Source organism: Streptomyces sp. NPDC059003, from assembly GCF_042740445.1.
GTDB lineage: Bacteria > Actinomycetota > Actinomycetes > Streptomycetales > Streptomycetaceae > Streptomyces.
In genome coordinates this window covers 23,793-42,301 of sequence record NZ_JBHYJH010000014.1, presented here as the reverse complement: position 1 = coordinate 42,301, position 18,509 = coordinate 23,793, and the positions used below count along the sequence as shown (strand labels likewise).

At 70.5% G+C, this 18,509-nt stretch carries 21 protein-coding genes; 15 read left to right on the top strand and 6 right to left on the bottom strand.

The genetic code is table 11. The features are described from left to right. Positions 1-56 precede the first annotated feature (56 nt). Positions 57-779 (top strand): helix-turn-helix domain-containing protein, encoded by a 723-nt coding sequence (locus ACFWZ5_RS08940; RefSeq protein ID WP_384785535.1) that lies wholly within the window; start codon positions 57-59, stop codon positions 777-779. A 21-nt stretch (positions 780-800) separates the two neighbouring features. On the opposite strand, the gene ACFWZ5_RS08935 is transcribed toward ACFWZ5_RS08940, so the two are convergent. Continuing rightward, positions 801-1,967 (bottom strand): DUF418 domain-containing protein, encoded by a 1,167-nt coding sequence (locus ACFWZ5_RS08935; protein WP_384785850.1) that lies wholly within the window; start codon positions 1,965-1,967, stop codon positions 801-803. 368 nt (positions 1,968-2,335) lie between these two features. Between ACFWZ5_RS08935 and ACFWZ5_RS08930 the strand changes: the two genes are divergently transcribed. The 4 genes from ACFWZ5_RS08930 to ACFWZ5_RS08915 all read left to right on the top strand — a co-directional run bounded on the left by ACFWZ5_RS08930 (position 2,336) and on the right by ACFWZ5_RS08915 (position 5,061). Beyond that, positions 2,336-2,956, top strand: a complete 621-nt coding sequence (locus tag ACFWZ5_RS08930) for a DJ-1/PfpI family protein (protein WP_384785538.1) — start codon at positions 2,336-2,338, stop codon at positions 2,954-2,956. A 112-nt stretch (positions 2,957-3,068) separates the two neighbouring features. After that, positions 3,069-3,737, top strand: coding sequence for a GNAT family N-acetyltransferase (locus ACFWZ5_RS08925; RefSeq protein ID WP_384785541.1), 669 nt, complete (start codon positions 3,069-3,071; stop codon positions 3,735-3,737). A gap of 77 nt (positions 3,738-3,814) precedes the next feature. After that, complete coding sequence (locus tag ACFWZ5_RS08920) at positions 3,815-4,561, top strand: phosphotransferase family protein (protein ID WP_384785544.1); 747 nt, start codon at positions 3,815-3,817, stop codon at positions 4,559-4,561. Positions 4,562-4,698: 137 nt separating this feature from the next. Continuing rightward, complete coding sequence (locus tag ACFWZ5_RS08915; protein ID WP_384785547.1) at positions 4,699-5,061, top strand: hypothetical protein; 363 nt, start codon at positions 4,699-4,701, stop codon at positions 5,059-5,061. A gap of 196 nt (positions 5,062-5,257) precedes the next feature. On the opposite strand, the gene ACFWZ5_RS08910 is transcribed toward ACFWZ5_RS08915, so the two are convergent. Beyond that, positions 5,258-5,653: a RidA family protein gene (locus tag ACFWZ5_RS08910; RefSeq protein ID WP_384785852.1), complete on the bottom strand. Its 396-nt coding sequence runs from the start codon at positions 5,651-5,653 to the stop codon at positions 5,258-5,260. 138 nt (positions 5,654-5,791) lie between these two features. On the opposite strand from ACFWZ5_RS08910, the gene ACFWZ5_RS08905 reads away from it, so the two are divergent. Next, positions 5,792-6,766: a helix-turn-helix transcriptional regulator gene (locus ACFWZ5_RS08905; RefSeq protein ID WP_384785550.1), complete on the top strand. Its 975-nt coding sequence runs from the start codon at positions 5,792-5,794 to the stop codon at positions 6,764-6,766. Positions 6,767-6,806: 40 nt separating this feature from the next. Here the strand turns inward: ACFWZ5_RS08905 and ACFWZ5_RS08900 are convergent, their stop codons facing one another. Next, the gene (locus ACFWZ5_RS08900; RefSeq protein ID WP_384785553.1) at positions 6,807-8,258 is read right to left on the bottom strand and encodes an amidase; all 1,452 of its coding nucleotides are present in this window, start codon (positions 8,256-8,258) and stop codon (positions 6,807-6,809) included. Between the two features lie 331 nt (positions 8,259-8,589). On the opposite strand from ACFWZ5_RS08900, the gene ACFWZ5_RS08895 reads away from it, so the two are divergent. The 6 genes from ACFWZ5_RS08895 to ACFWZ5_RS08870 all read left to right on the top strand — a co-directional run bounded on the left by ACFWZ5_RS08895 (position 8,590) and on the right by ACFWZ5_RS08870 (position 12,893). Continuing rightward, complete coding sequence (locus ACFWZ5_RS08895; protein ID WP_384785556.1) at positions 8,590-9,033, top strand: hypothetical protein; 444 nt, start codon at positions 8,590-8,592, stop codon at positions 9,031-9,033. After that, on the top strand, positions 9,030-9,425 hold the full coding sequence (locus ACFWZ5_RS08890) for a hypothetical protein (protein ID WP_384785559.1): 396 nt from the start codon (positions 9,030-9,032) through the stop codon (positions 9,423-9,425). The genes ACFWZ5_RS08895 and ACFWZ5_RS08890 overlap by 4 nt, the downstream gene beginning before the upstream one ends. Next, positions 9,422-9,808: a hypothetical protein gene (locus ACFWZ5_RS08885; RefSeq protein ID WP_384785562.1), complete on the top strand. Its 387-nt coding sequence runs from the start codon at positions 9,422-9,424 to the stop codon at positions 9,806-9,808. Before ACFWZ5_RS08890 ends, ACFWZ5_RS08885 begins: the two co-directional genes overlap by 4 nt. Positions 9,809-9,951: 143 nt before the next feature. Next, on the top strand, positions 9,952-10,578 hold the full coding sequence (locus ACFWZ5_RS08880; RefSeq protein WP_384785565.1) for a glyoxalase: 627 nt from the start codon (positions 9,952-9,954) through the stop codon (positions 10,576-10,578). Between the two features lie 319 nt (positions 10,579-10,897). Continuing rightward, on the top strand, positions 10,898-11,308 hold the full coding sequence (locus ACFWZ5_RS08875) for a VOC family protein (protein ID WP_384785568.1): 411 nt from the start codon (positions 10,898-10,900) through the stop codon (positions 11,306-11,308). Positions 11,309-11,360: 52 nt separating this feature from the next. Further along, positions 11,361-12,893, top strand: coding sequence for a carboxylesterase/lipase family protein (locus ACFWZ5_RS08870; protein WP_384785571.1), 1,533 nt, complete (start codon positions 11,361-11,363; stop codon positions 12,891-12,893). A gap of 296 nt (positions 12,894-13,189) precedes the next feature. Here the strand turns inward: ACFWZ5_RS08870 and ACFWZ5_RS08865 are convergent, their stop codons facing one another. Continuing rightward, the gene (locus tag ACFWZ5_RS08865) at positions 13,190-13,576 is read right to left on the bottom strand and encodes a hypothetical protein (protein WP_384890568.1); all 387 of its coding nucleotides are present in this window, start codon (positions 13,574-13,576) and stop codon (positions 13,190-13,192) included. Between the two features lie 458 nt (positions 13,577-14,034). On the opposite strand from ACFWZ5_RS08865, the gene ACFWZ5_RS08860 reads away from it, so the two are divergent. After that, positions 14,035-15,381 (top strand): hypothetical protein, encoded by a 1,347-nt coding sequence (locus tag ACFWZ5_RS08860; RefSeq protein WP_384785577.1) that lies wholly within the window; start codon positions 14,035-14,037, stop codon positions 15,379-15,381. 18 nt (positions 15,382-15,399) lie between these two features. Here ACFWZ5_RS08860 and ACFWZ5_RS08855 read toward each other — a convergent pair whose 3' ends face one another. Then, entirely contained in the window at positions 15,400-16,359 is a 960-nt protein-coding gene (locus ACFWZ5_RS08855; RefSeq protein ID WP_384785580.1) for an alpha/beta hydrolase family protein, read from the bottom strand. Positions 16,360-16,524: 165 nt separating this feature from the next. On the opposite strand from ACFWZ5_RS08855, the gene ACFWZ5_RS08850 reads away from it, so the two are divergent. Continuing rightward, positions 16,525-17,127: a TetR/AcrR family transcriptional regulator gene (locus ACFWZ5_RS08850; RefSeq protein ID WP_384785583.1), complete on the top strand. Its 603-nt coding sequence runs from the start codon at positions 16,525-16,527 to the stop codon at positions 17,125-17,127. Here the strand turns inward: ACFWZ5_RS08850 and ACFWZ5_RS08845 are convergent. Continuing rightward, entirely contained in the window at positions 17,110-17,703 is a 594-nt protein-coding gene (locus ACFWZ5_RS08845) for a TetR/AcrR family transcriptional regulator (RefSeq protein ID WP_384785586.1), read from the bottom strand. The genes ACFWZ5_RS08850 and ACFWZ5_RS08845 overlap by 18 nt on opposite strands. A gap of 102 nt (positions 17,704-17,805) precedes the next feature. Here ACFWZ5_RS08845 and ACFWZ5_RS08840 point away from each other — a divergent pair, with 102 nt between their 5' ends. Then, positions 17,806-18,495: a nitroreductase family protein gene (locus ACFWZ5_RS08840; protein ID WP_384785589.1), complete on the top strand. Its 690-nt coding sequence runs from the start codon at positions 17,806-17,808 to the stop codon at positions 18,493-18,495. Positions 18,496-18,509 lie beyond the last annotated feature (14 nt).

Genomic DNA, 18,509 nt, shown 5'->3' with positions numbered 1-18,509 from the left:
AATGCAATGAGTGCGTTGCATTAAGCTGCAGATGACGTCGACAGCTAAGGACATCGATGCCTGGTACGAGACTCACCCGGCAGGACCGGCGGGAGATCGCCGCGGGGCTGCGCGACGGGCAGACCTACGCTTCCGTGGCCCGCCGCCTCGGACGGCCGACCTCGACCATCACCCGCGAGGTGATGCGCAACGGCGGGCCGGGCCACTACCACGCCGACCGGGCCCACCAGGCAAGCAGACGAAAGGCCCGGCAGAGCACAGCCACCCCGCGTCCATCCGCACCGGAAAGCACTCACCTCGACGGACGCGACCGGCAGACCGTCGACGAAGTGGCCGCGCACACCACGGAACTGTTCGTCGAGTCCGGGCTCCCGCGGATGGCGGCCAGGGTGCTCGCCGCGCTCCTCACCACGGACAGCGGCAGCCTCACCTCGGCCGAACTCGTACAACGCCTGTGCGTCAGCCCCGCCGCCATCTCCAAGGCCGTCGGCTACCTGGAGGCCATCCAGATCATCCACCGCGAACGGGACCCGCGCGGTCGCGCGGAGCGCTACGTCATCGGCGACGACGTATGGTCCCAGGCCATCATGGCCAGCGCGCGCGTCGACAGCCGGATCGCCGCGGCTTCCGCGCGCGGCGCTCAGGCCCTCGGCCCCACGACACCCGCGGGTGCCCGGCTTGAGAACCTGAGCCGGTTCCTCCACCACGTCAGCGAGGACTTGGTCCGCTCGGCCGAGCACTGGCGCCAGGTCTTCTTCACCCACCCGCCCGCTGAGTAGCTGCGCCCGACCCGGCCGCGCTCAGCGCGCGCGGCCGTACATGAGCCGCCGCAGGCCCGCCTCCGCCGGGCCCCGCCGCCCGCGCCGCTCCAGGGCGTACGCGCCCGCCACCGTCACCAGCCACACACCCACCGCGAACAGCACCATGGTCGCGCTGGTCAGATGCGCACCGAGGCCGAGGCCCCACGCGGCAAGCAGCGGCGCGAAGATCAGGGAGTGGGTGAGGTAGCAGGACAGGGAGCGTTTGCCGACCGCCGACACGGCCGTGACCGCCCGTGTGCCGCGACGGTGGGGGCGCCGCGTCCACCAGTGGGCGAAGAGGGCGACGGCGGCGACGTAGCCGAGCCCGGCGGCGTTGCCCGTGACCTCGCGCAGAATGTACAGCGAGCCGGTCTCGCTCTGCGTGTCGTCCGGTACGTGCAGCGCGCCGACGTGGGCGAGGGCCGCGGGCAGCGCGCCGAGCCAGCCCACCGCGATGCCGATGACGGCGGTACGGCGCAGCAGCGGCAGATGACGTCCCGGCTCCTCCAGTACGCGGCGCCGGGCCGCCCAGAAACCGAGCAGGAACACGAAGCACCCGCCACCGACGAGGGACAGCGGCGCCGCGAGGAAGGACACGTACATGCTCGTCTCGAAGCGCGTGCCCGCCGCCTCGAACCAGTTGCTCTCCCCCGCCGCGTACGCCGCGCCGCCCGGCTCGGCCCCCGCGTCCCCGAGCGAGCCCAGGTCGCCCTGGAGCAGCGCCGTCACGACCGGCTGCGCCGCGAGCACGAGCAGCAGCGCGGCGGCGCCGATCGCCCACCGCTTCAAGGCGCGTTCGCCGCGCCGCAGGAACAGCCAGCCGAGGGCGAGGCTCAGGACGCCGTAGTACCCCACGATGTCGCCCGCCATGAGGAGCGTGGCATGGGTGACCCCGATGCCCACGAGCAGCAGACTCCGCCTGCGCAAGATCCCCACCGCCTTGCGCTCGGAGGTCCCGGCGGCCTGCTGGCGCAGGAAGAGCTGCATCATGCCGTAGCCGAAGAGGAACGCGAACAGCGGGTACACGCGCAGGTCCAGGGCCGTGATCATGGTGAACTGGGCGGTGTGGTCGAGCCAGTTGCCGTTCACGGGCTGCCACCCCGAAGGCCCGTACGTGGACTTCCACAGGTGGAACGCGGTGTTGGACGCCACGATGAGCAGCAGCATCAGGCCGCGCCCCAGATCGGGCGCGAGCGCCCGCTCGCCGGCCGTGACCCCCGCGCGCCGCGGAACGCCGCCCTTGACCCTGCCCTCGCCCTCGTCTTTACAGTCGGTGCCGGTGTTGCTGCCTGCGCCACCTTCGGCGCCTTTGCCGTCGCTGCCGTCTCTGCTGTCTCTGCTGTCTTCGGTGTCGACCGTCATGCCCCGACGCTAGGAAGCCGGGTGGGCTCCGGACGTCCGCCTTCCGGCTAGAAGGCCGCCGTCGAAGGGCTACGGCCGAGGCTCCCGGGTGGGCCGGAAGGCCAATGCGCCCCTGTCCTCTCCATGAGGCCGGGCCTGCGAGGTCCGTTCGGGCGGTGGTTAAGCTGCGGCGCATGGACATCGTGATCCCGCTCTTCGACCACTTCGAGCCGCTCGACGCGATCGGCCCGTACGAGATCCTCGCGTACGTGCCCGGGGCCACCGTGCGGTTCGTCACAGCCGAACCCGGCCTGGTCCAGGACGTGTTGGGCTCCCTGCCGGTGCACGTCCCCACCCGGTACTCCGAGGTGGAACACTGCGACGTCCTGCTCATACCGGGCGGGGGCAGCTTCAAGACCATGATGAACGACCCCGACTTCCTCGACTGGGTGCGCCGGATCCACACCGGCACCCGCTTCACCACCTCGGTCTGCACCGGCTCCCTGGTACTCGGCGCGGCCGGCCTCCTGGACGGCCTGACCGCCACCACCCACTGGGACGCGGCCGCCCAACTGCAGTCGTACGGAGCCCACTACACCCCCGAGCGGGTCGTCCGGCACGACCGTGTGATCACCTCGGCCGGGGTCTCCTCCGGCATCGACATGGCCATCCAACTCGCCGCCCTGCTCACCGACGAGACGACCGCGCAGGCCATCCAGCTCTACACCGAGTACGACCCCCAGCCGCCCTTCGACACCGGCTCGGTGGCCAAAGCCTCAGCCGAGGTACTCCAGCGCGCCCACACCCTCAAGTAGGGCCTGCCGCGGAAGTGGTGGTCGATATGCCTCTGCACCACGCACGTCAGGGGTCTGTAGGGGTGAGTCGCCGGCCCGCCCCGATCATGTGCAGAGGGTTATGATCATCACTGTGAGTACAGCCTCTCTCTTCTCCACCTCCCTCCTTCCGCCCACAGGCCGTGCCGTGCGCGAGGGCACCACGCTCGCGCTGCGCGAGTTCACGTCGGACGATGCCGACGAACTGTCCGAGATACTCGGCGACCCCCATGTCATGCGCCACACTTCGTCCGGAGCGATGCCGTACGAGGACGTCGTCGACCTGGTGCGTGAGGCCGAGGCGGACCAGGCCGACCCCGCTCGGACCCGGCACCGCCTCGCCGTCGTCCAGCGTGCGGACGGCTCCCTCGTGGGCACGGTGACGGTGGAGCGCGACCGGTACTCAAGCGTCTACTGCCACTCGATCATTCTGCGGCCCCACCTGGCGAACCTCTCGGCCGGCTACGAGGTCAGCCAGCTCGTCGCGGCCCTCGCCTTCGACGAACTCCGCGTCCACCGCCTGTGGTGCATGGCGGCGGTCGACAACATCCCCGCCCAGCGGCTCTTCCTCGCCTCCGGGAGCACACACGACGGGAAGATCCGGGAGCTCTACTTCCGCGACGGCCGCTGGTGGGACTGCAACGTGTTCACCATCCTCGAACACGAATGGCGGGCCCGGGCACACCTCACCCTGCGCGAGGCCATCACCCTCCTTCGGCAGCGGGAACAGGGGCCACAGGTCCTCGAGCCCGCCGCGGTGTGACACCACGCCCACTCACGCACACGCACACGCAATAAATCCGGCGACGTCGACAACTACCCCTGGGATACTGGTCGCCCATGGATGAGGTCAAAGTCGTCGTTGCCCATTCCGAGCGCGCCACCCTGCGCGTCGGCGACGTGTTCCTGAAGGTGGACGCCGATCAGGCGCGCATCGACGTCGAGGTCGAGGCGATGGCTCTGGCGCCGGTCCCGACCCCGGAGGTCCTGTGGCGCAAGCCGCCCGTGCTCGCGATCGCCGCGGTCCGGGGGACGGCGCTCGGCCGCCTCGGCGAGCCGTCGACCGCGTCGCCGGCGGCGTGGGCCGCGGCGGGTGCCGCCCTCCGGAAGCTGCACGACGCGCCGTTGCCGCCCTGGCCCGGCCGGGGCGGCCGGGGCCTCGACGAGTTGGCGGCGGACCTCGACGGCGAGTGCGAGTGGCTCGTGACGAACGGCGTCCTGCCCGCCGGCCTGGTCACCCGCAACCGCCAGGTCGCCGAGGCCGCGCTCCGGCCGTGGACTCCGGCGTTCACACACGGCGACCTGCAGATCGCCCATGTCTTCGTCGACGGCGACGAGCTCACGGGCATCATCGACTGGTCCGAGGCGGGCCAGGGTGATGCCCTGTTCGACCTCGCCACCCTGACGCTCGGTCACGAGGCGCACCTCGGCGACGTCGTCGCAGGCTATGGCGCTGACGTCGACCTCGACGTGATCCGCGGGTGGTGGTCGTTGCGCAGCCTGATGGGGGTTCGCTGGCTGGTCGAGCACGGCTTCGACCCCTTCGCACCGGGCTGTGAGGTCGACGTGCTGAAATCCCGGCTGTGAGGCCGCACGGCCCTGCAACAGGTCACGGGCCATGTGTGCCGAAGTAGGTGATCGCGTTCCGCCCCATGGGCCCGTTCCCGCTCTTATGATCACCACGGGTCTCCAGGAGAGAGGCCCATCTCATTGGGGAGGGAAACATGTCCGGAGTCTCCAGACGCTCAGTGCTGGGCTACTCGGGCTCGGCGGCCGCGGGCGCGGTGCTTGCCTCGGCAGGGACCGCACAGGCCAAGGACGGCAACAACGCGCAGACCGCGCAGACGGCCGAGCGCAGCCAGGCGGCCGTCGCGTTCGAGCCCGGGACTCAGTTCAGCGGGCGCGCCCAGCACAGCACGGGCTACGCCGAGGTGTCCATGACCTTCAGCATCCGGCACGAAGAGACCTCCGGACAGCAGGAGATCTCGCCCGCGGAGATCGCCGAAGCCCTCAACGAGCTCGCCGCCAAGCGCGGCTGGCCGCGCATCACCTTCTACGGGACACCGCCCAAGGCCCCACTCAACTGACACCCGACACAGACCCAGGGGTACGGCCCGTCGGCACCTTCAGAACCCGGCCGGGCCCCCTGCGACACACACTTCCTGTGTGCAGAAGGGCATTCCCCGAGCGGGGAATGCCCTTCTGGTCGTGTCAGCCCCCCCATGTCATCCTGACCGCGGTCAGGCCAGCGGGTCGAGGGGAGGCAGGGACGGTGAGGTCACCTCACGCCACGGCGGTCCCGTCGAGCTCGACCAGTTGGCCGGGGATCGCCAGTCGCGTCACCCCGAGCATCGTGGAGGTCGGCGCCACCCCGGCGGCGCCCAACCGTGCCGCCAGCACGCCGTAGTGCGGGAGGAGCAGGTCGACGTCGGTCGTGTAGACGTTGAGCCGGACGAGGTTCGCGAGAGACATCCCGGCCTTGGTGAGCACGGCCTCCAGGTTGTCGATGGTCAGCGCCAACTGCGCCGCCATGTCGCCGTCATGCTGGGGCTTGCCGTCGGCGCTCATCGCGGTCTGCCCCGAGATGTACAGGGTCCGTGTGTGCCCGGAGACGACCTCGCCCTGGTTGAATCCCATCTCCTGCGACCACGTCACCGGGTTGACCGCCGTTCGTTCCACTGCCACTTCAGCTCCATTCGATGCACCGGGAGTACGCGTACGTCCATCAGCCCGGTGGCCGCCAGCTTTGGCGTCGCGTCAACGAGCCTCCCAACACATCACGACACCCTCTGTCATGTATTCCATTAGAGTTCTCGCATGCGCGCCGACCGGTTGGTCTCACTGGTGCTCCTGCTGCGCCAGCGCGGTCGGCTGACGGCGGACACGCTGGCCCGCGAGCTTGAGGTGTCCACCCGCACCGTGCTGCGCGACATCGAGGCGCTGTCCGCGGCCGGCGTCCCGGTCTACTCCGAGCGCGGCAGGCACGGCGGCTTCGCGCTGTTGCCCGGTTTCCACACCGAGCTCACCGGGCTGAACCACGACGAGGCCCTGGCCTTGCTGACCGCCGGGTCGGGGCGCGGCGAGCAGGTGTTCGGCCTCGGCTCGGCGCTCGCTTCGGCCATGCGCAAGGTGGTCGACGCGCTGCCCGAAGGCCACCGGGCCTCCGCGAGCGACGCGGCCCAGAGATTCCTCGTGGACCCCGAGACCGATCTGCTCTCCCGTCGGCTGGTCACTGATGAGGTGCCCGACACCACCATGATCCAGGTCAGGCGCGCGGTGCTCGCCGGACACAAGCTGCGTATCCACTACGCCGCCACGGGCCAGGCGCCCCAGTGGCGCACGGTGGACCCGATCGGCCTGGTCACCGTGCGCGACCGGAGCTACTTGCTGGCCACGAGAGCCGGCGCGGACCGCACCTACCGGCTTTCGCGGGTGCTGGCCGCCGAGGAACTCCCCGAAGCGGCAGAGCGACCGAACCGGGTCGATCTGGACCGGATCTGGCGGGAGCGCTCCGCGCGGTTCCTCTCCGGCGGCGACCACATCACCGTGCGGGTGCGGGTGAACCCGGCACGGCGGGAGGAACTCCTTGACACCGCGCTGGCCGTCCGCGCGGAAGAACCCGGCGCGGACGGCTGGCTGTGCCTCGAGCTGACGTTCCAGGATTCACGGCATGCCGAATGGGCGCTGTGGCAGCTCAGCACGGACGCGGAAGCCCTGGCCCCGCAGTCGTTGCGCGCCTCCCTCCGCGACCGCGCCGACGCGATGGCCACCCGCTACGGAGACTGCCCCTGAGAGCGGGAAGCCATCTCTCATGTGGGTGTCACGTGTTGTGTCAGCACGGTGGCTGGAAGCCGCCTACCCTCTGCTCCAGCAGTTCGGCCAGCCTCAGCGGAGTGCGGTCCTCGAACATCGGACCGATGAGCTGCACTCCCACCGGCAGACCCTCAGGGGACCGGCCCGCTGGTACGGCGGTGGCGGGCAGGCCGGGCATGGTGGCCAGACCGGCCCAGACGAGCTGGTCGAGGTACGGGTACGCGACGCCGTCGATGTCGATCCGGCGTTGCAGCAGATCGGAGTTGTGGTCGTGCGGGAACGCGGGCGTGGGCGTGATGGGACACACCACGGCGTCGAACTCGGCGAAGAGCTGCCGCCAGCCGCGGCGGTGGAGCTCGCGGCGGCTGTTCGCCTCGAACCAGTCGCGATGGCTGAGCACCGTGCTGCGCAGCCGCGCCGCGGCGAGACTCCGGTCGTCCGCGCTCAGTGCGGCGGCACGGGTCCGCAGTTGCTCGTACGCTTCCACGGGAAGACGTGCGGTGGAGCTCGAGAACATCAACTGCGTGTAGACCATCGCCGCTTCGGTCAGATCGGGCAGCAGCGGACTGTGCCGTTCGACGCGGGCGCCGCCGTCGACGAGCGCGTCGGCCACCCGGTGCACGCCCGCCCGCACGGCGGACCCGGTCGGAATCAGCGGATGCTCGTCGAGAACCAGGACCCGGAAGTCACTGAGCCGCTCATGGCGCGCGGGCGGCAGCCGCAAGTCGTACGCCACGCCCAGCGTCAGCGGGTCCGGTCCGGCCATGACGTCGAGCAGCAGCGTGAGGTCGCGGGCCGTGCGCGCCATCGGACCGACGACGGCGAGGTCGAGTTCGACCGGCAGGGCCGGACCGGGCGGCGGGACCATACCGCGGTTCGCCGCGAGGCCGAGGGTCGGCTTGTGTGCGTAGACACCGCAGAAGTGTGCGGGGGTGCGCAGCGAACCGGCGATGTCGGAGCCGATGGACAGCGCGCCGAATCCGCAGGCCAGGGCCGCAGCTGAGCCGCCGGACGAACCACCCGCCGTGCGGGCGTGATCCCATGGGTTGCTGGTGGTGCCGTAGATCTCGTTGAAGCTCTGCACATCTTGCAGCCCCAAGGGCACATTGGTCTTGCCGAGGACCACCGCGCCGGCGTCCTTGAGCCGCGACACCTGTACCGCGTCCTCGGCCGGCAGATGGTTCCGGTGCGGCGGTATGCCCCACGTCGTGGGCAGCCCGGCGATGTCGTAGGACTCCTTGACCGTCACCGGAATGCCGAGCAGCGGCCGGTCCTCCCCGCGGGCGCGCGCCCGGTCGGCGTCGCGCGCGGCGGCCCGTGCGCGGTCGAAGTCCGGCACACAGATCGCGTTGACGGTCTTGTCGTCCCGCTCGATACGGGCAATCGCCTCGTCGGTCAGTTCCGCCGAGGTCACTTCTCCGGCACGCAAGGCAGCCGCGAGCTCTTCGGCCGACTGAAAGTTCCACTCCATGAATCCGACCGTACCGACCCCTTGAGCAGGCCATAAAACTCCGCTTCGCACAACGGGGTGGACGTCTCCACACGCGTCATGTTCCTTCCGGCGGATTCTCCATGGGTGCCCTCACAACGAATGAGCCATTGTCGGCTTATCCGATATATCCACCCACTAGGGTGAACCGCCCACCTCGACGTTGACCCTCTCACCTCCCTCCCCCACCGTGTGAGAGCGGCCACTCCCGGGGGAATCGAAGCGCCGCACCGTCGGGCGTCAGAACGGCTGGGCGACAGCACAACGCTGCGCTCCAGGCGTTCCCGGCGCGCTCCAGAAGGGGGAAACACTCATGCATCTCACGTACGTCGGCCGGACGGTTGTCGCGACGGCAGCGTGCCTGCTGGCCCTGGCCACGACACCAGGAGCCGGGCACGCGGCAGCCGACACCAGAGGCGCGACAGCGCCGGACACCGTGACGCGGCTGGCGCCGAACTACCAGGTCGAGGTCGACAACTTCTCCAGCCAGGCGTTCGACGAGATCGTCGTGGCCTTCACCCGGCACAGCACACCGGTCACCCAGCTCCTCCATGCGTACAACGTCCCGGCGTCCAGCGTGGTCAGCTTCGACCTGGGACCGTGCTCCGACGTCAAGCAGTACGCGGTCAGCGGCATCGTCGGAGGCGAGCGCTTGTTCACCACCGGCGATGTCGAAGCAGACCCGGTGGGGTGCGATGACGTCGTGACCATCAGGGACAGGTCGACGGCCGTACGAGTGGAACGAGCCGGGCGGTGAAGCGCGCGGCGAGGACGGTCTGCGCGGCCCTGCTCCTCCTGACGGCCTCGTTCGCAGCCGCACCGTCCGCCGGGGCCCAGCCTCCGCCGGCCGAGCAGAACTACGTGGTGGACGTGGTCAACCACTCCCGCCTCACCCTCGACGAGGTCAACCTGGCCGTCGCCCGGCACAGCGATCCGACCATCCGCCTGATCACCCAGCGCCACGTCACTTCCGGGGCAACGGCCACCTTCGATCTGGGTGCCTGCTCGGACGTACGCCAATTCGCGGCCAGCGCGTTCGTCGGCAGCCGCGAGGTGCTGCACACCGGCAACATCAACCCGAATCCCAGTTGCCGCACACAGATCGAGATCACGCAGGACCTGACGACACACCGGAAGGCGATCCCGTGACCCGCCGCATGAGCGCCCTGCTCGCCCTGCCCGTCGCCGCACTGGTCACCGCGACATCGGGAGTGACCTCCACCTACGCGGCCCCTGCCGAAATCGCCCAGGGCGAATTCCTGTTCACCACCGCCGACGGCCGTGGCCACCGCATGCTCAACCCGCCGGCAGGAAAATGCATCAAGCTGCCGGACCAGGGCAGCACGAACGGCACCAACGTGACCAACAAGAAGGCACATATCTTCGCCACGTACGTCTCAGCCACGGACTGCCGGCAGGAAGTCGCCTCCGCGGAGAAGAACAGCGGACGAGGAACCCCCTGGAGCACACCGGACTTCCAGCCGACCGCACACGCGGTGAGGTTCGACTGCGACAACCCGTCGGTGTGCTGAGCACAGTCAGGAAGCGGGGCGCCGGCTCGTGAGCACCGTCGCGGTGTCCGCGATGTTCTCGCTGGCGCTCCCGGGCCCCGGTGCTTCGTTTCGGTCAGGAATCGAGAAGCGCCGGTCGCGGATCCGTAGCTAGCGTCATCGACATGACTTCCATCGAATCCGTCACCCTTGAGGCGGCCGACCCCGCCGCCGCCCGCTCCTTCTACAGCACCGCCTTCGGCTTGGGCACTCAGGTACATGTGCGTGCCGCGCAGACACCGAGCACCGGTTTCCGAGGGTTCACGCTGTCGCTCGTGACGTGCCAGCCGGCCAACGTCGACGCTCTCGTCGACGCCGCCCTGGACGCCGGCGCCACGACGCTGAAGCCCGCCGCCAAGTCGCTCTGGGGCTACGGCGGCGTCGTACAGGCCCCGGACGGGACGATCTGGCAGATCGCGTCCTCGTCGAAGAAGGACACCGAACCGCCTGCCCGGCAGTTCGACGAGATCGTGCTCCTCCTGGGTGTCGCGGACATGGCCGAGAGCAAGAAGTTCTACGTCGGGCACGGTCTGCCCGTGGCGAAGAGCTTCGCCGGCAAGTACGTCGAGTTCGCCGCCGGGCCGGGTCCCGTCAAGCTGGCGCTGTACAAGCACCGCGCCCTGGCCAAGGTCGCCGGCGTCTCCCCCGACGGCACCGGATCGCACCGGATCAGCATCGGCAGCGATGCCGGGACCTTCACCGACCCGGACGGGTTCGCATGGGCGACCGCGGCGGAGAGCGCGTCGCTGTGAACCGGTGACACAGGAGCACGCCGGCAGCTACGAAAGGAGCTCCCTCATGTGTCACCCCGCGTGGGCCTCCGCACTGACCGCGGCACAGCGCCTCGACGACCTCGCGCGGCTGCGCCGGGTCCGGGACCGGATCGACCGGGAGTACGCCCGGCCGCTGGACCACCCGCTTCACTCAATTGGTGGGTGTGGCGCCCGGCGCCTACCGGCGCCAGTCAGCGGACGCCGCGGCGGTCGTTCCTCCGTGCGTGGAGAAGCAGGTGACCAGGCCGGTCAGGAAACGAGAAGCACGGCTCCGTGCGCCGCGACTAGCGTAGCTGCCATGGACATCACCATTCACACGAGCGCGCTCCCCCATGACGACCCGGACGCCTCCGTCGCCTTCTACCGCGACATTCTCGGCTTCGAGGTCCGCAGCGACGTCGGCAACGGCAAAATGCGCTGGATCACGGTCGGCCCTGTCGGCCAGCCCAGCACGTCCATCCTCCTGGCGCCGCCCGCCGCGGACCCCGGCATCACCGACGCCGAGCGCCGCACCATCGCCGAGATGATGGCCAAGGGCACCTACGGCTGGATCCTGCTGGCCACCGCCGACCTCGATGACACCTTCGAGAAGGTGGTGGCCGGCGGGGCCGAGGTCGTACAAGAGCCGACCGAGCAGCCGTACGGGGTGCGCGACTGCGCCTTCCGCGACCCGGCCGGCAACCTGGTCCGCATCCAGGAGCTGCGCTGATCCCCCACACCTGCGAAGTGTCGGCGGGGCTTGGCGCGAGAAGGAATACAGCGTGACTGATTCCGGCTCGCCGCGCGCACCCGACGTCCCTACGGTGTCTGGGAGGGTCCAGGGACAGTGGGAAGCCGGTGTGGCCGTCTTCCGGGGGATCCCGTACGCGCAGCCTCCGGTCGGCCCCCTGCGGCTGGCGGCGCCGGAGCCCGCGCTGCCCTGGGAGGGCACGCGGCGCGCCGACGCGTTCGGGGAGCCCTCTCCGCAGTCCCGCGCGTTCGGCCCCCTGGCGGGGCCCGAGACCGGGGCGCAGTCCGGGAACTGGCTGACGGTGAATGTCTGGTCGCCGGATCCGGGCGCGGCCGGACTGCCCGTCCTTGTGTGGTTCTACGGCGGGGTCTATCTGGTCGGCACCTGTGACGGCCCGACCTACGACGGCGCGGAGCTGGCCCGGCGCGGCACCGTGGTCGTCACCTTCAACTACCGTCTGGGGGCGGAAGGTTACGGGCACTTCGAGGGTGCGGTGCCCAACCGCGCACTGCTCGACCAGGTGGCCGCGCTGCGCTGGGTACGGGACAACATCGCGGCCTTCGGCGGCGCACCGGACCGGGTGACGGTCTTCGGGGAGTCCGCGGGCGCGGGCGCGATCGCCGCGCTCCTTGCCATGCCCCGCGCCGCCGGGCTCTTTCACCGGGCGGTGGCGCAGAGCGTGCCGGGACCCTTCTACGGCACGGCGCTGGCGGCGGACATCGGGGCCGCCGTGGCAGCCGAGCTGGAATCGGCCCCCACCTTGGCCGGCATGGCCGCGGCGACACCCGGCGCACTGCGCGACGCGGCCGACACCGTACTGCACAAGATGCCCCAGTACGAGCCCCGGTGGGGGCAGGCCGCACGTGCGCGCATGCCCTTCGCTCCCGTGGTCGACGGTGAGGTGTTGCCGCGCTCGCCGTGGGAGGCGCTCCGGTCGGGGCAGAGCGCCCAGGTGCATCTGATGGTCGGTCATACCCGCGATGAGACACGGCTGTTCACCGCGCTGGCGGGGCAACTCGGTCAGGTGACCGACGAAGAAGCCGCGCACACCTTGGCGTGGTTCGCGCCGGACGAGGACGGTCAGCGCGCCTACCGCAGGGGCCACGCGGCGGCCGACCCCACCACGCTTCGGGACCTGGTCGTGTCGGACTGGCTGTTCCGCATGCCCAGCCTCCACCTGGCCCAGGCACATGTCGAGGGCGGCGGCACCTCACACATGTACGAACTCACCTGGGAGGCACCCGGTAGGGGAGGCACACTCGCCGCCTGCCACGGACTCGACGTACCGCTCGTCTTCGGCACGCTGCGCGGCGGGATCGCCACGCTGCTCCTGGGAGAGGACCCGCCGGACGAGGCCGCCGCGCTCTCGGCGGAGATGAGGACCGCGTGGGCGGCCTTCGCCGCGACCGGCGACCCGGGCTGGGCCCCGTACCGGGTGCAGGAGCGGTTGACCCGCGTCTTCGACGTGGAGCCGCACACGACTCCCTATCCGGAGGAGACGTCCCGTCTGATCTGGGCGAACCATGAGTTCACCGCGCTCGACATGGCCCCGACAGCAGACTGATATGCCCCCTGACCAGCCCCTGGATCGGGTCGGCGTCGGCGAGGGCGATGATGCGTGGGGCGTCGAGCACTGAGGCGCCGACCGCGGCGATGATGGTCCCGTCGGGTGCGTGCACGGTGTGCACCCCCAGCGTGTCGTGGCAGCCGAAGGCAAGGCCGTCCGGAGGGCGGCACTGGACATGATCTGTTCGGCCACCGATCCAGGGGGCAGCAGTGTCCCCGAGCCGCAGGAGAGGACCTCGTCGACCTCACCGAGGATCCCGCACACGATCATGGCGCGGTCGGTCTCGGCGACGGTCAGGCCGATGCTGGTGCCCGGCGCGGTCGAGGCCAGTTGGTGCATCGGATGGCGCGCCGCCAGGTGAAGCGTCCGCGCGGAGGGCTGCCAGGACTGGCCGATCTTCGAGCAGCGCGAACGCGCCCTCCAACACCCCGCGCCCGCCGACTCTGTGTGCTTCTGGCCTGCCGTCCACCGCCGCTCCTCACTCCCCGGTGGGCCTCGGCGGTCACCGCCGTGCCGGGCACCTCGGGTACGTGTCGGCCCTGGCCAGCGCGTCCAGGGCGAGGCGTGCGGTCGTCGGCCCCCGGCCCGAGTTGGTCGATCACGCCTGCGGCGTCCATGCCGGGCACGAACGGTGGGCGGCGGTCGGGCATGCGGACGGCGTGGCCGCCGGTGCCCAGCATCACATCGGTGGGGTTGACGGCCGCCGCATGCACGCGGATGCGGACCTCACCGGGACCCGCCTGCGGTTCGGGCAGGTTCAGGACCTGCAACGCTTCCGGGCCGCCGAAGCTGTACACACCCATGGCCTTCATGCCCGCGCAACCCGCCGCGTCGGCACGGTATTCCGCGTGGGCGAGGTCTCGGCGTCAGCCGACGGTTGCCCATTCCCCGCGAGTACGGCACAAAAGCCCGCCGAAGCGCCCTGCCCCGCTGATGCAACCGGCGCATCCCTACCGCCGAGGGCACGCGACACATTGACCCCTGGGGCTTCACGGTGTTCGCTCGCCTACGGTGCGCCCGGTCACGACCGATCGCCGCAGTGGCTGATGACCTGGGTGTGCGGGGCGAGTTGAGCCCTTCCCGGGCATGCTCTCACGGCACGCGGAGACCGCTGCCGACTGTCGACACAGGAGGAACGATGACCGTTCATCAGCGCGTGACGGCTGCCGGCGCCGCGCTCGCCGCCGTCTGCGCCGTGACCGTGCTCTCCCCCGCGGGCGCGTCCGCCGCCCCGACCTCCGCGCCGCACACCGAGCGGGTGAGCGTCGGACCGTCCGGCGCCCAGGGCAACGCCGCCTCCACGAACCCCGCCCTCAGCGCCGACGGCCGCTTCGTCGCGTTCGTCTCGGCGTCCCGGAACCTGGTCGCGAACGACACCAACGGCACGCCCGACGCCTTCGTACGCGATCTGCGTACCGGAAAGACGGAGCGTGTCAGCGTCAAGAGCAACGGAAAGGCGAGCCACGGTGTCGTACGGGAGGTCTCCCTCAGCCCCGACGGGCGGTACGTGGCCTTCACCTCCACCGCCGACGATCTCGTCCGCGGCGACCCGAACGACCTCGACGACGTCTTCCTGCACGACCGGCGCACCGGCAGGACCGAACGGATCAGTCCCACGGGCGCGTCCTACGACGGGCTGCGCACCCATCTGACGTACGACCCCGCGGTCAGCGGCGACGGCCGCTATGTCGCGTACGCGTCGGGCGCCGAGGATCTCGTCCCCGGGGACGCCAACAAGCGGGACGACGTCTTCCTCTACGACCGCAAGAAGAAGACCACGGAGCTGGCGCAGCTCAGCAACGCGGGCGGTCATGGCGAAGGCGACGCGTTCGCCCCCGCGTTCGCGGGCGGCGCGGGCGGCCGGTATCTCGCCTTCACCTCCAACGCCTCCGGGCTGGCCGACGTGGAGGACCACTCGTCGGCGACGGACATCTTCCTGCGCGACCGCGAGAAGAAGACCACGGAACTCATCAGCGTTCCGCACGGCTACAACCGCAAGACCCCGTCCTGGGACGCCGCTCTCAGCGGTGACGCCCGCTTCGTGGCGTTCACCTCGGCCTCCAGGGTCCTCCGCCCCGAGGGACCGGCCCCGACCAGCTCGCACAACGTGTTCCTCTACGACCGCGAGACGAAACGCATGCGCCTGGTCAGCGCCGCCCCGGACGGAACACCGGCCAACGGGGACAGCGACGGCGTCTCGCTGAGCCAGGACGGGCGCTACGCGGCGTTCACCTCCGCCGCCTCCAACCTCGCGCCGGACGACGACGGCGACAGCAGCACGGACGTCTTCCTGCGCGACATGCTGACCGGAGAGGTCCGTCTCGTCAGCGGCGAGAGCGAGCCGGTGTCCGAGGACACCGAGCCAGGGCCGCGGACGGGCGTCAGCGAGGATGGCGGCGCGGTGGCGTTCGACTCCCCGGCCGGGAATCTCGTCCCCGACGACACCAACGGCGCGGCCGATGTCTTCCTGCGCCATCTGCGCTGAAGGGCGCCTTTGTACGCCCTACTTGGATGCGACGCGCCCTACCGCGTCGGGACCGGTCGTCCATGCCTCGCACTCCGTCTGCCAGGCGGTGGCACCGGGGTGGAGCTGGGTGTGGAGGTAGGCCGCGGTGAGCCGGGCGAGGGAGGCGACTCGCCCGGGGTTCTCGTCGGTGGTCTCGGCGGCGTCGTATCCGGCGATGCCGCCGAGTCCGTGCTCCGCGTCGAACAGGGTGAGCAGGGTCTTGGGGCCGGGGGCGAGGGTGTAGGGGTCGGCGTGCCAGTCCGGTCCCCTGTCCGTGAAGTGCCGGGAGTCGTCCTTGTCTCCGGCGACGACCAGCGCGGGTGCGGTCATGGTGGAGAAGTCGACGGCCCCGATGATCGGCCACTGCTCGGCCATAGGGCCGTTGAGGGCTTCGCCGCCCCTGCCGGGCGCGGCGAGCAGGACGCCCGCCTTGATCCGCGGCTCGACGAGGTGCACGACGTCCCCGGTGTCGGGGTCGGTGAGCCCGGCGCCGAGCAGCAGGGCGGCGGTGAAGCCGCCGAGCGAGTGTCCGGCGAGGGCGACCTTGGTGGGGTCGATCCGTCCGGCGAGCTGCGGCACGGTGCGCTCGATCACGTCGAGGCGGTCCAGGATGTGGGTCATGTCCTCGGCGCGGGAGCGCCAGAAGTCGGGTGCGCCGGGCGCGTCGGCGACCAGGTGGCTCAGCGTCCTGGAGGTGAGGTGGGTGGGCTGGACGACGACGAATCCCTGTTCCGCCCAGAAGGTGGCGAGGGGCGCGTAGCCGTTGAGCGAGGAGAGGTGGTGCGAGGGGCCGTGGCCGTGGGAGAGGAGGAGGACGGGGAGGCCGGTTCCTGTCGCGGGTGCGGAGACGCGCACGTGGAGGTCCACGGGGCGTCCGGGCACGGAGAGGACCACGGGGCTGTAGGACAGGACCGGGACGGGTGTGCCCAGGGTGGCGACAGTGGTGGATGTGCTCACGATGTGGGTTCCCTTTCGGTGGCGCCTGCCGTCGCCGGTTTCCGGGTCGGGCGACGGACAAGGCGGTCAGGAGCTCGCGTTTCGGCTAACCTGAAACGGATCACTGCTCCATTTAGTATCCGGATCGCTGCTCCGTTTTGTCAATCGACCGGGAAGGACGACGTGTTGGCCACCGAGAGCCCCGCCGGGGAACCACCGTCCCGAAGCAAGCGGGCCGACGCCCAGCGCAACCGGCAGACGCTGCTCACCGCCGCCGCCGAGGTCTTCGTCACCTCCGGCGTCGACGCGCCGATCCGCCGGATCGCGGCCCGGGCAGGCGTGGGGATGGCCACGATCTACCGCCACTTCCCGACCCGGGCGGATCTCGTCACCGCCGTCTACCGCCACCAGATCGAGGCGTGCGCCGAGGCCGGCCCGGACCTCCTCGCCAGCGCCGACTCCCCGCTCGACGCACTGCGCCAGTGGATCGACCTCTTCGTCGACTTCCTCGTCACCAAGCACGGACTCGCCGACGCCCTGCAGTCCGACAACGACCGCTTCGCCGCGCTGCACGCCTACTTCCTCGACCGGCTGCTGCCCGTGTGCGCCCAACTGCTCGACGCCGCGGTCGAGTCGGGCGACATCAGGCCCGGCACGCAGCCCTACGAGTTGATGCGCGGCATCGGCAACCTCTGCATCGGGCACGACAACGACCCCCGCTACGACCCCCGACGCCTGATCGCCCTCCTCCTCCAGGGGCTCCGGCCCTCGTCAGCCGACGTCGGCTAGGGCGCGGTCGAGGAGCACCTCCGCCGCCGCCCGCGCGTGCCGGCCGTAGTCCGCTTCGCCCAGGACCATGGCGCGACTTGCCGCACCGTCCGCGAGGGTGACCAGTTGCTCGGCGAGCACGGCGGGCTCCCGGCAGCCCAGCTCCGTCACCAGCGCGGCGACCAGCGCGACCATCCGCAGTTTCTGTTCGCGGGCGTACGCGTGAACCGCGCTCTTCGGGTCGGGGAACTCCACGGCGGCATCGATGAGCGGGCAGCCCCGCACCGGATCCGCGTCCGCCGCGGGCTGGTCGAACAGACCGAGGATCCGCGCCCGCGGGGAGATGTCCTCGCGGGTCAGCACGCCCTCCATGGTGGCGCCTGACGACGCGAGGTCCTGCAGATGGGCCATGACCAGGTCACCTTTGGTCCGGAAGTGCACGTAGAGCGTGCGCTTGGACACCGGCGCTTCCTCCGCGACCTGTTCCATGCCGGTCGCGTTGATCCCCTGGACCGCGAACAGCCGGGCGGCGGCAGCCAGGATGCGGTCCCGACCTCCACGTCCCTGCCGTCGAGGTGCGGTAGTCGTCGTACCCATGAAGAAAGTATACGTACGCGTTTACTTCGGCAGGGTGGACTGACTAGAGTCACCTCCAAGTAAACGTATCCGTTTACATACGTCGTGACGGAGGAGTGTCCCATGAGCAGGCCCGAGCCCACCGAACTGAGCAGTTACGCGGAGAAGTTGATACGCGGCCGTCACGCCACACGCGCGTTCCGACCGGAGCCCGTGCCCGCGGACACGATGCGCGCGATCTTCTCGCTGGCCGGAACCGCTCCGTCCAACTCCAACGCGCAGCCGTGGCAGGTGGAGGTGGTGAGCGGCGCGGCGCGTGAACGCCTGGCGCACGCCATGCGGGCGGCCCACGCGGAGAAGCGCGTCTCGGTGGACCATCCGTATTCCGAGGACATGTACGCACCGGTCCACCGGGTGCGCCGGGCCGCCTTCGGCGCCGAGCTGTACGGGGCGCTGGGCATCGGCCCCGACGACCACGCGGCACGAGCGGCGTACGACGCGGAGAGTCTGCGTTTCTACGGCGCGCCGCACGCCGCGTTCCTGTTCGTCACCGGCGACGGCGGGGCACGGCTGGCCGCGGACGTCGGCGCCTACCTGCAGACCCTGCTCCTGGCCATGTCCGCGTACGGCGTGGACAGCTGCCCGCAGGGACTGCTGAGCTTCTACGCCGACACCGTCCGAGACGAACTCGGCGTCACCGGAGGGAAGCTGCTCGTGGGCGTCTCCTTCGGCTACGCCGACGAGACCGCGCCGGTGAACCGGGTGACGACCGAGCGCGCCGCGCTCGCGGCAACCACGGCCTTCCACGACTAGAGAGAGAACGGGGA

Bases quoted from the DNA above. Each gene is read 5' to 3' on its own strand.
- ACFWZ5_RS08915 (WP_384785547.1), top strand. From the start codon at position 4,699: ATGTCCGGAGTCTCCAGACGCTCAGTGCTGGGCTACTCGGGCTCGGCG.
- ACFWZ5_RS08880 (WP_384785565.1), top strand. From the start codon at position 9,952: ATGACTTCCATCGAATCCGTCACCCTTGAGGCGGCCGACCCCGCCGCC.
- ACFWZ5_RS08940 (WP_384785535.1), top strand. From the start codon at position 57: ATGCCTGGTACGAGACTCACCCGGCAGGACCGGCGGGAGATCGCCGCG.
- ACFWZ5_RS08905 (WP_384785550.1), top strand. From the start codon at position 5,792: ATGCGCGCCGACCGGTTGGTCTCACTGGTGCTCCTGCTGCGCCAGCGC.
- ACFWZ5_RS08840 (WP_384785589.1), top strand. From the start codon at position 17,806: ATGAGCAGGCCCGAGCCCACCGAACTGAGCAGTTACGCGGAGAAGTTG.
- ACFWZ5_RS08930 (WP_384785538.1), top strand. From the start codon at position 2,336: ATGGACATCGTGATCCCGCTCTTCGACCACTTCGAGCCGCTCGACGCG.
- ACFWZ5_RS08860 (WP_384785577.1), top strand. From the start codon at position 14,035: ATGACCGTTCATCAGCGCGTGACGGCTGCCGGCGCCGCGCTCGCCGCC.
- ACFWZ5_RS08900 (WP_384785553.1), bottom strand. From the start codon at position 8,258: ATGGAGTGGAACTTTCAGTCGGCCGAAGAGCTCGCGGCTGCCTTGCGT.
- ACFWZ5_RS08865 (WP_384890568.1), bottom strand. From the start codon at position 13,576: ATGCTGGGCACCGGCGGCCACGCCGTCCGCATGCCCGACCGCCGCCCA.
- ACFWZ5_RS08895 (WP_384785556.1), top strand. From the start codon at position 8,590: ATGCATCTCACGTACGTCGGCCGGACGGTTGTCGCGACGGCAGCGTGC.
- ACFWZ5_RS08935 (WP_384785850.1), bottom strand. From the start codon at position 1,967: ATGCTGCTGCTCATCGTGGCGTCCAACACCGCGTTCCACCTGTGGAAG.
- ACFWZ5_RS08845 (WP_384785586.1), bottom strand. From the start codon at position 17,703: ATGGGTACGACGACTACCGCACCTCGACGGCAGGGACGTGGAGGTCGG.
- ACFWZ5_RS08920 (WP_384785544.1), top strand. From the start codon at position 3,815: ATGGATGAGGTCAAAGTCGTCGTTGCCCATTCCGAGCGCGCCACCCTG.
- ACFWZ5_RS08875 (WP_384785568.1), top strand. From the start codon at position 10,898: ATGGACATCACCATTCACACGAGCGCGCTCCCCCATGACGACCCGGAC.